This window comes from Ruegeria intermedia, from assembly GCF_900129345.1.
GTDB lineage: Bacteria > Pseudomonadota > Alphaproteobacteria > Rhodobacterales > Rhodobacteraceae > Ruegeria > Ruegeria intermedia.
Genome location: NZ_FQVK01000049.1, coordinates 1 through 7,210, shown reverse-complemented (window position 1 = coordinate 7,210; position 7,210 = coordinate 1). Strand labels below are relative to the sequence as shown.

Below are 7,210 nucleotides of genomic sequence, written 5' to 3'. Positions count from 1 at the left end.
GCAGGATGGTGTTTATGGATGGGCGCGTGCGAAGCTGTTTGCAAAAGGCCTGCTATTCGACCTTGTGAAAAGATGGTTGCTGCGCCTCCCACTCCACCTGAAAACCCTCCAGCAACCGCCCCAGCGTCATCGCCGGCCCCTGCCGCCCCTCCAGGATCGCCTCGACGATATCCGGCGCGAGCAGCGTGAGGCGCAGCACGCGGGTCATGTAGGAGGGCGCGATGCCCTCACGCTCGGCCAACTCAACGATGGTGGTGAACTCGCCCGATTCCAGCATGCGCTTCCAGCGGAACGCACGGGCCAGTGCCTTGATCAGGGTGTTGTCGGTCTTGCGTTGGACCGGCGCGCCGTCAGGCAGCTGCACCTCCTTGCGCCCGCCGCGTTTGACGACGCGGAACGGGACGCGGAGGGTGATGGTGTCAGGCGTGGTCGTGGACTTCATGCGGCTGTCCCCCTGTCGGCGGCCAGCATCTCCCGCGCCAGACCGTGCAGACCATCCACCCGCAGCCGGATGTCGAGCCCCTCGGCGCCGATGTCGATCCGTTCGACCAGCAGCGCCACGATGCGCGCCTGCTCGGCGGGGAAGAGTTCGTCCCACAGCGGGTCGAGTTGCTGCAGGGCTGCGCGGGCGTCGGACTCGGTGATGCCACCGTCCTGTGCCTTTGCCACTTTCCACGTCCCCGCCACGATCTCCGGCTGGCGGAACACGGCGCGGAGCTGGTCGATGACGGCGGCTTCGATCTCGCCCGCTGGCACGCGGCCGATGGGGCAGGATCCGGCGCCGTGCTTCAGCACCGTCTGGCTGACATAGTACCGGTAGAGGCGCCCGCCCTTGCGGGTGTGGGTCGGCGAGAACGCCGCGCCATCCGGCCCGAACAGCAGCCCCTTCAGCAGCGCCGGCGTCTCGGCCCGGGTTCGCATCGCCCGCTTGCGGGGGCTTTCCTGCAGGATGGCGTGCACCCGGTCCCATGTCTCGCGGTCGATGATCGCGTCGTGCTCGCCCGGGTAGCTCTGCCCCTTGTGGACCGCTTCGCCGATGTAGACGCGGTTGTTCAGCATCCGGTAGAGGTACTTCTTGTCGATCCGGTTTCCGCGTGGCGTGCGGATGCCACGTCTGTCGACCTCGCGGGCCAGTTCCGTGCCCGAGCCGATCTCGAGGAAGCGGGCGAAGATCCAGCGCACATGTTCCGCGCGCTCCTCGTCGATGACCAGCTTTCGGTTCTCGACGCGGTAGCCATAGGGCGGCACCCCGCCCATCCACATGCCCTTACGCCGAGAGGCGGCTACCTTGTCACGGATGCGCTCCGCCGTCACTTCGCGCTCGAACTGGGCGAAACTGAGCAGGATGTTCAGCGTCAGCCGCCCCATGGAGGTGGTGGTGTTGAAGGACTGCGTGACGGAGACGAAGGTCACGTCGTTGCGGTCGAACACCTCGACCAGCTTGGCGAAGTCGGCGAGCGAGCGGCTGAGGCGGTCGATCTTGTAGACGACGACCACGTCAACCAGCCCATCCTCGATGTCGGCAATCAGCCGCTGCAGGCCGGGCCGGTCCAGCGTGCCGCCCGAGATGCCGCCGTCATCGTAGCGGTCGCGCACGAGCACCCAGCCCTCGGAACGCTGGCTGGCGATATAGGCCTCGCAGGCCTCCCGCTGCGCGTCGAGCGAGTTGAACTCCTGCTCAAGCCCTTCTTCCGAGGACTTGCGGGTGTAGACGGCGCAGCGGCGCTTGATCTTCATGTCCGTCATGCGCGCCTCCGGCTCTTCAATCCGAAGAACACCCAGCCGTTCCAGCGCGTGCCAGTGATGGCGCGGGCGATGGCCGAGAGCGACTTGTAGGGGCGGCCCTGCCATTCGAAGCCGTCAGTCGTGACGGTGACGACATGCTCAACGCCCTGCCATTCGCGGATCAGGCGGGTCCCGGCGATGGGCTTGAAATCGGCCCGGACTCGGCTCTTCTTGCGGTCGCCGCTGTCGAGTTCCTCGCCCAGCCGTTCGAGCCTCCGGACGGTTTCGGGCTTCAACCCGCCATAGGCGAGTTCCTGGATGCGATAGGCCAGCCGGCTTTCCAGGTAGCGGCGGTTGAAGGGCGGTGGCTCGCTGTCGAACAACTCGCGCCACTGGGCCTTCAGTTCCGGCGTCTTCATGGTCTTCAGCGCAGCCAGGCGCGCGGGAATGGGATCGTGTGTGTTCACGTGGTCCTCCGGTTGGTTGGATCCGCACTACCGCTCTGGTCGCGTGAGTTGTGTAGCGGAAAGTCTCCTTCTCTCTCGATATGTTGCCCGCTGTCCCGCATCCGCAGTCTGACCAGCCCGGCGGCCAGCAGGCGGCACAGTTCCGCACGGCGCTCGGCCGGGGTCATCAGTGCGGGCGAGAGGGGATTGGGGCGTTTCATGGGATCACGGTGTGCCTTCCTGGGAGATTCCCATGAGAAAAGCCATCCGCGGCGCCGGGATGGGACGGGTGCCACGCCAAACAGAACGTAATGCGAACATTTTTGCTTGTGCTCCGGTTGGCGAACAACAATTATCTGCGGTTGAGTCGCTATCGAGCAACTATTGGTTGAGGTGAGTTCATGCCGCGAAAGTCATTGCCGCTTGGCCCGGAATCGCGGGCCCTGATCGAGGAAGCACGAGCCGATCTGCTGCTTGCGGCGCTCACCGCCAAGGACGGCGAAAACGAGCCGGAAATCCCCCTGCCAGCGGATGTGCCGAATCTCGCGGACGAGGAAGCGATCGACGCTTTCCGGGACCGGTTGGTGGAGATTCTGGCAGAGCGTGACGCCGACGAACTCGAGCCACTCGAGACGCGTGCTCGGCGCATCCGGCATCTGGCCGAAGGAAAGGGAACCACCTCGCTGGAGGTCGTCGTCGCGCAGAAGCTCGACGATGAGCTCATTAGTCTCTTCGAGGACCAGCCCGATCCGCTCTGCCGCAGCATCTGGGCCTTCGTGCACGCGCGCGGCGTCTTCGAGGACGCCGAAAGCTTCCACTACACGCGGCAATACCGCGACCATCGCAAGCTCTACGATGCCTTCGAGGTCGATCTCGAGACGATCATGCCGCTGGAAGCGGGCAAGATCGATACCGCCACGCTGGTGGAGCGGCTCAGGAAGGACCTTGGTATCAAGAAGGAGGTTTCCTGCACGGTCAGCACGGTCGATCTGCCGGCCACGGAGGCGCATCCGGCCTCGACCATGGTGATCGTGCGCCACGGCGGCAGGCTCTCGAGCGTGTTCCACCTGCGCGATGATGGCCGCCGGCGCGCGATGTATTATCGCCCACCGAACGAGGTGTCGCTGATCTACACGCCCTCGCTGCGTCAGATCGAAGTTTGCGCCGACAGCCCCGTCGAGCGCCGCCAGGTTGGCGAGACCTTCGCGGAAATCGCGCTCGGCCACGACATCACCGGGAAGCCGCTCACCTGGAAGCGATACAATCTTTCGCGATTCCGGACGTCGCTGCGGCTCGAGCGGCCCGAAATCGAGGGTTACGACATCGCGCAGGTCCGCGTGCCGGAAGCCGAGGTGCGGCTCGGTCTGTGGCGTCGGAAGCTCCTACTCAAGGTGACCATGGACGATGACATCGAGGAGATTGCGCAACAGTATCTTGGCGCGCGGAACGTTTTTCGGCGCGCCGATGGCTTCAGCCGGATCGGCATCGCGGTGTCCTACAGCCGGGCGGGCGACGCGCGAAAACGCACCCTCAACATCACGATTTCCGGTACCAGGAGCTGCAACCTGCAGAGCCACAAGGACCCCGAGGAACGCAGCCTCGGGTTTGCGCTCCTGCGTGAGTGGGGCATCCTGAGCGCTTTTCGCCAGATCGCCCCCTCGGACCTTCGAGCGATGTTTGGCGCGCTTGTGAGCTTGCACGACAGGGTCGAGGACGAGGTGAGCGGTCAACAGCTGCGCGAACTGGGCCTTGACCCCAAACAGTTGATCGAGGGCGGGCTCCTGGAACGTCGCGACCGTCAGGACGTGGTTCTGATCGAGGAAGAGGACATGGAGGGGGAAGGCGCGATCGAGCCCTCAGAACGCCCGGGCATGGTCCGCGCCGTCGGTCCCTTCGGCGAGGAGGCGGGCGAGATTCCCATCGAGGACCTTGATCTGTATGCGGTCAATCGCGAATGGCTGCACGAAACGCTGTTGCGGCTGATCAGGCCGCTTGCCAAGCGCGGGGGCGGGCGGGACGCGATCGATCCGGATCTGACGCTGATCGGCGCAATGGAGATCGACGGCGCCGAGGTGCCGCTCTACTTTGCCCGGCGGCTGAACGATCTGAAGACGCTCGCGCGGCTCGATGTCCTGATGCGGACGCGCAACCAGGCGGGCGTGGGCATCGTGCTTTCCGCCGGCCCGGACCATCCGGCTCATCTCGGGCCCAATGTCGTGGTCCCGCTTTTGAATCAACTCGCGACGGGCGAGGCTGAGTGCGTTCTGTCCCGCGATGGACTTGAGCTTGCCTGGCGCGGCGGGCGCGAGCTGGCGGCGGGTGGCGATGTGCCACGAGTTCTGAAGTCCGGGCCGCAATCGGCGACGCTGCATGTCCCGGGCAAGCCGCCTTTCGCACTGACAGGCGCCGATCAGATCAGGATCTTCGAGCGCCTCGCCGCCGCTGCGCTGGCCGGAAGCCCGGATGTTCAGGTCAAGACGCTGATGGATGGGACCGGCTCACGGAGTCCGCAGCAGGCGTTCCGGCCGAAGACATGGAAAAGCATCGAGGGCGTGTACATCGACAAAGGCGCCAAGCGTGGCTACTGGCGGCTGATCACCGCCCAACAGGCAGCGGCGTCCCCCGTCTAACAAGCGTCTAACCTGAAGGGCGGGACGGTCGAACAAATCGCTGTCTATTGGAAAGGCTCCACAGCAAGAGGAGCATTTCCATGCCGACTCCCGACTTCCAGCGCGGATACGCGTACCCGACCGGCCAGGCGCGCCGCGCGGCCGGCAATCCCGATCACACCCACACTGAATGGCGCTGCACGCGCTGCGACAAGCTGCTCGGCATCCGCCGGGGCGGCCAGCTGCACCTGCGCTTTGCCCGGGGACACGAGTATTTCGTGAGCCTGCCCGCCGTCGCCACTTGCCGGGGCTGCGGCACGCTGAACAAGGCCCCGTCGCCTGCGCTCTGACGCGGGCGCCCCTCTCATCCCTGCAACCGAAGAGACGCGCGACGTCCTGACCTGGCCACGAGAAGGCGCCCGACGCCTGGCCGAAAGGCAGACGTCCGATGTCCTTCAAATGGCACGAAATCCACGATTCCCTCATGAATTCCTCAGCAACCCTTCAGTTCCAGAAAGCTTTCGAGGCGCTCCGGCGCGGCGATCCCGTGCTCGGGCGTTTCACAGATCCCGCCGCGCTCCTGGACGTGCTGCACGAGCCCACCGGCTGCGCCGAGCGGAAGAACCGCATCCTCATAGCTTTGGTGGCTACGGCCCAGAGCGATGGCCTTGCTTCCGACTGCGCGGTGACGCTCGCGCTGCTCGCGCTCTGGCCGGGGCTCGACGCGGTGCGCAGGCGGCTGTTGTGGTGCAAGGCCGGTCGCCCCGACGAGGTATCCTCCGAAGTCCTCGCACGCGCGACCGAGACCCTGCGCGGACTCGATCTCGATCAGGTCAACAGGATCGCGGCGACGGTCTTGCGCAATGTCGAACGCGACGCCCTGCGCGCTCATTGCCGCGAGGCCGCCCGGGCGCTGGTCGCCGCCAATGCCGAGCCAGATGAATTGCCGGCTGGGAGTCCGGGTGCCGAGGCGATCTTCCTGCGCCGCGATGTCGGACGGCTTGTCGGTCTCGACGCCGATCTCGTCCTGCGGGTGGCGGTCGACGGTTTCACCCAGCGCGAGGTAGCCGGAACACTTGGTCTGTCCGAGGCCGCCGCGCGCAAGCGCTATCAGCGCGCCATGGGCCGGCTGCGGGAGGCATTCCATGAATTCGTCTGAGCGCGTGTCCCGTTTCGCGGGTCCGGATGGCTTTTCCCTCTCGAACGGTCCGCGACGGTCGCGGGCCCCCTTAAGGAACGAGCCGATGAAGGACCGCCATCGCCCGCCTGCTGGAGAGCTTGCCCGCATTCCCGGCCTCTATCGCCGCTGGGAACTGCCCGAGGTGCTCCGGGGGCGCCGCACCTACCGCATCGAGAGGGCCGGCGCGCACGAGGACGGAACGCCCCTGGTCGCGATCTACGCCGATGCCCCGGACCCGGCCGGGACGCCTTCCGGAACCGACGAGTAGCGGCAGGACATGGGAGGAACCGCCATGCCCCGCACCGCCTTCACGCCCGTGATCCGAGCCGCGCGCCCGCTCACGGACATCGAATTCTGCGCCTGGGTCGGGCAGGCCGCGTCCGGCGATTGGCTGGAATACCACCGGGGCTTTCTCGGGATCGATGCGATGCCGGGCATGTCGACCCTGCCGGACAGGGACCGCCAGCGGCTGGCGGCGCTCGCCTCGGCCGCCTTCCGCGCCTGCGAGGCGGGGCTCGTGCATCTCGTGCAGGAGCGCCTCGGCCCCGACCGCTTCGCCTATCTCGCCATCGCCCGGCCGAAGCCGCGCGCGACGCCGATACCGCTCGAGCGTCTGCTCGAAGAGCCGGAGGCCGCGTGATGGCCCGCTTTCTCGACCAGTTCGCCAATCACGGAGACCCCTTCATGCCATACCCCGACAATACCCCCACGCCTGACGATCTGCCCGGGCTCGACCCCAACGAGATCGCCCAGATGCCCGTCGATCTGCTCGCCGTCCTGCAGCACGAGGTGGACGAGCGCCTGAAGCGGGCAAAGGCCGCCAAGGCCCGTCTCGATGGGGCGCTGACCGTCCGCTACGCCGCCCGCGCCGAGGAAGCCCGCCGTGCAGGCGGCAAGGACACCGGCACCGTCAGGCTGGATGACGGCGACTTCATCGTGGTCGCCGACCTGCCCAAGCGCGTCGACTGGGACCAGGAGCAGCTCGCCGCCATGGTCGAGCGCATCCGCGCCGCCGGCGACGATCCCGCCCAGTATGTCGACGTCACCTACAAGGTGCCCGAGCGCAAATACGCCGCCTGGCCCGAGGCGATCCGCAAGGGCTTCGAGCCCGCGCGCACGGTGCGGCCCGGCACGCTGAAGGTCGCGATCCTGCCACGGGAGGGTGCGCAATGACCGCGATCGCCCCGATTTCCTCCGAGGCCCAGGATCTTCCCACCCTGATCGACCGCGCCGCCAGCACTCTCGCAGGT

The 7,210-nt window shown here is 66.6% G+C and carries 9 protein-coding genes; 6 read left to right on the top strand and 3 right to left on the bottom strand.

Annotation, left to right across the window (positions count from 1 at the left end):
* Window positions 1–52: 52 nt before the first annotated feature.
* The 3 genes from F3H26_RS18760 to F3H26_RS18750 are packed head-to-tail and all read right to left on the bottom strand — an operon-like array spanning window position 53 to window position 2,192.
* The gene (locus F3H26_RS18760; RefSeq protein ID WP_149777498.1) at window positions 53–442 is read right to left on the bottom strand and encodes a hypothetical protein; all 390 of its coding nucleotides are present in this window, start codon (window positions 440–442) and stop codon (window positions 53–55) included.
* On the bottom strand, window positions 439–1,746 hold the full coding sequence (locus tag F3H26_RS18755) for a recombinase family protein (RefSeq protein ID WP_149777497.1): 1,308 nt from the start codon (window positions 1,744–1,746) through the stop codon (window positions 439–441). The genes F3H26_RS18760 and F3H26_RS18755 overlap by 4 nt, the downstream gene beginning before the upstream one ends.
* The gene (locus F3H26_RS18750) at window positions 1,743–2,192 is read right to left on the bottom strand and encodes a DUF2924 domain-containing protein (protein WP_149777496.1); all 450 of its coding nucleotides are present in this window, start codon (window positions 2,190–2,192) and stop codon (window positions 1,743–1,745) included. Before F3H26_RS18750 ends, F3H26_RS18755 begins: the two co-directional genes overlap by 4 nt.
* A gap of 380 nt (window positions 2,193–2,572) precedes the next feature.
* Here F3H26_RS18750 and F3H26_RS18740 point away from each other — a divergent pair, with 380 nt between their 5' ends.
* From F3H26_RS18740 to F3H26_RS18715, 6 genes are all read left to right on the top strand, one after another.
* Window positions 2,573–4,801 carry a hypothetical protein gene (locus tag F3H26_RS18740; protein ID WP_149777494.1) on the top strand — a complete coding sequence of 743 codons (2,229 nt, stop codon included), beginning with the start codon at window positions 2,573–2,575 and terminating at the stop codon, window positions 4,799–4,801.
* A gap of 80 nt (window positions 4,802–4,881) precedes the next feature.
* The gene (locus tag F3H26_RS18735; protein ID WP_149777493.1) at window positions 4,882–5,130 is read left to right on the top strand and encodes a hypothetical protein; all 249 of its coding nucleotides are present in this window, start codon (window positions 4,882–4,884) and stop codon (window positions 5,128–5,130) included.
* 98 nt (window positions 5,131–5,228) lie between these two features.
* On the top strand, window positions 5,229–5,939 hold the full coding sequence (locus tag F3H26_RS18730; RefSeq protein WP_149777492.1) for an RNA polymerase sigma factor: 711 nt from the start codon (window positions 5,229–5,231) through the stop codon (window positions 5,937–5,939).
* A gap of 85 nt (window positions 5,940–6,024) precedes the next feature.
* Window positions 6,025–6,228: a hypothetical protein gene (locus F3H26_RS18725; protein WP_149777491.1), complete on the top strand. Its 204-nt coding sequence runs from the start codon at window positions 6,025–6,027 to the stop codon at window positions 6,226–6,228.
* 24 nt (window positions 6,229–6,252) lie between these two features.
* On the top strand, window positions 6,253–6,600 hold the full coding sequence (locus tag F3H26_RS18720) for a hypothetical protein (protein WP_149777490.1): 348 nt from the start codon (window positions 6,253–6,255) through the stop codon (window positions 6,598–6,600).
* The gene (locus F3H26_RS18715) at window positions 6,600–7,133 is read left to right on the top strand and encodes a hypothetical protein (RefSeq protein ID WP_223162584.1); all 534 of its coding nucleotides are present in this window, start codon (window positions 6,600–6,602) and stop codon (window positions 7,131–7,133) included. The genes F3H26_RS18720 and F3H26_RS18715 overlap by 1 nt, the downstream gene beginning before the upstream one ends.
* Window positions 7,134–7,210: the final 77 nt, after the last annotated feature.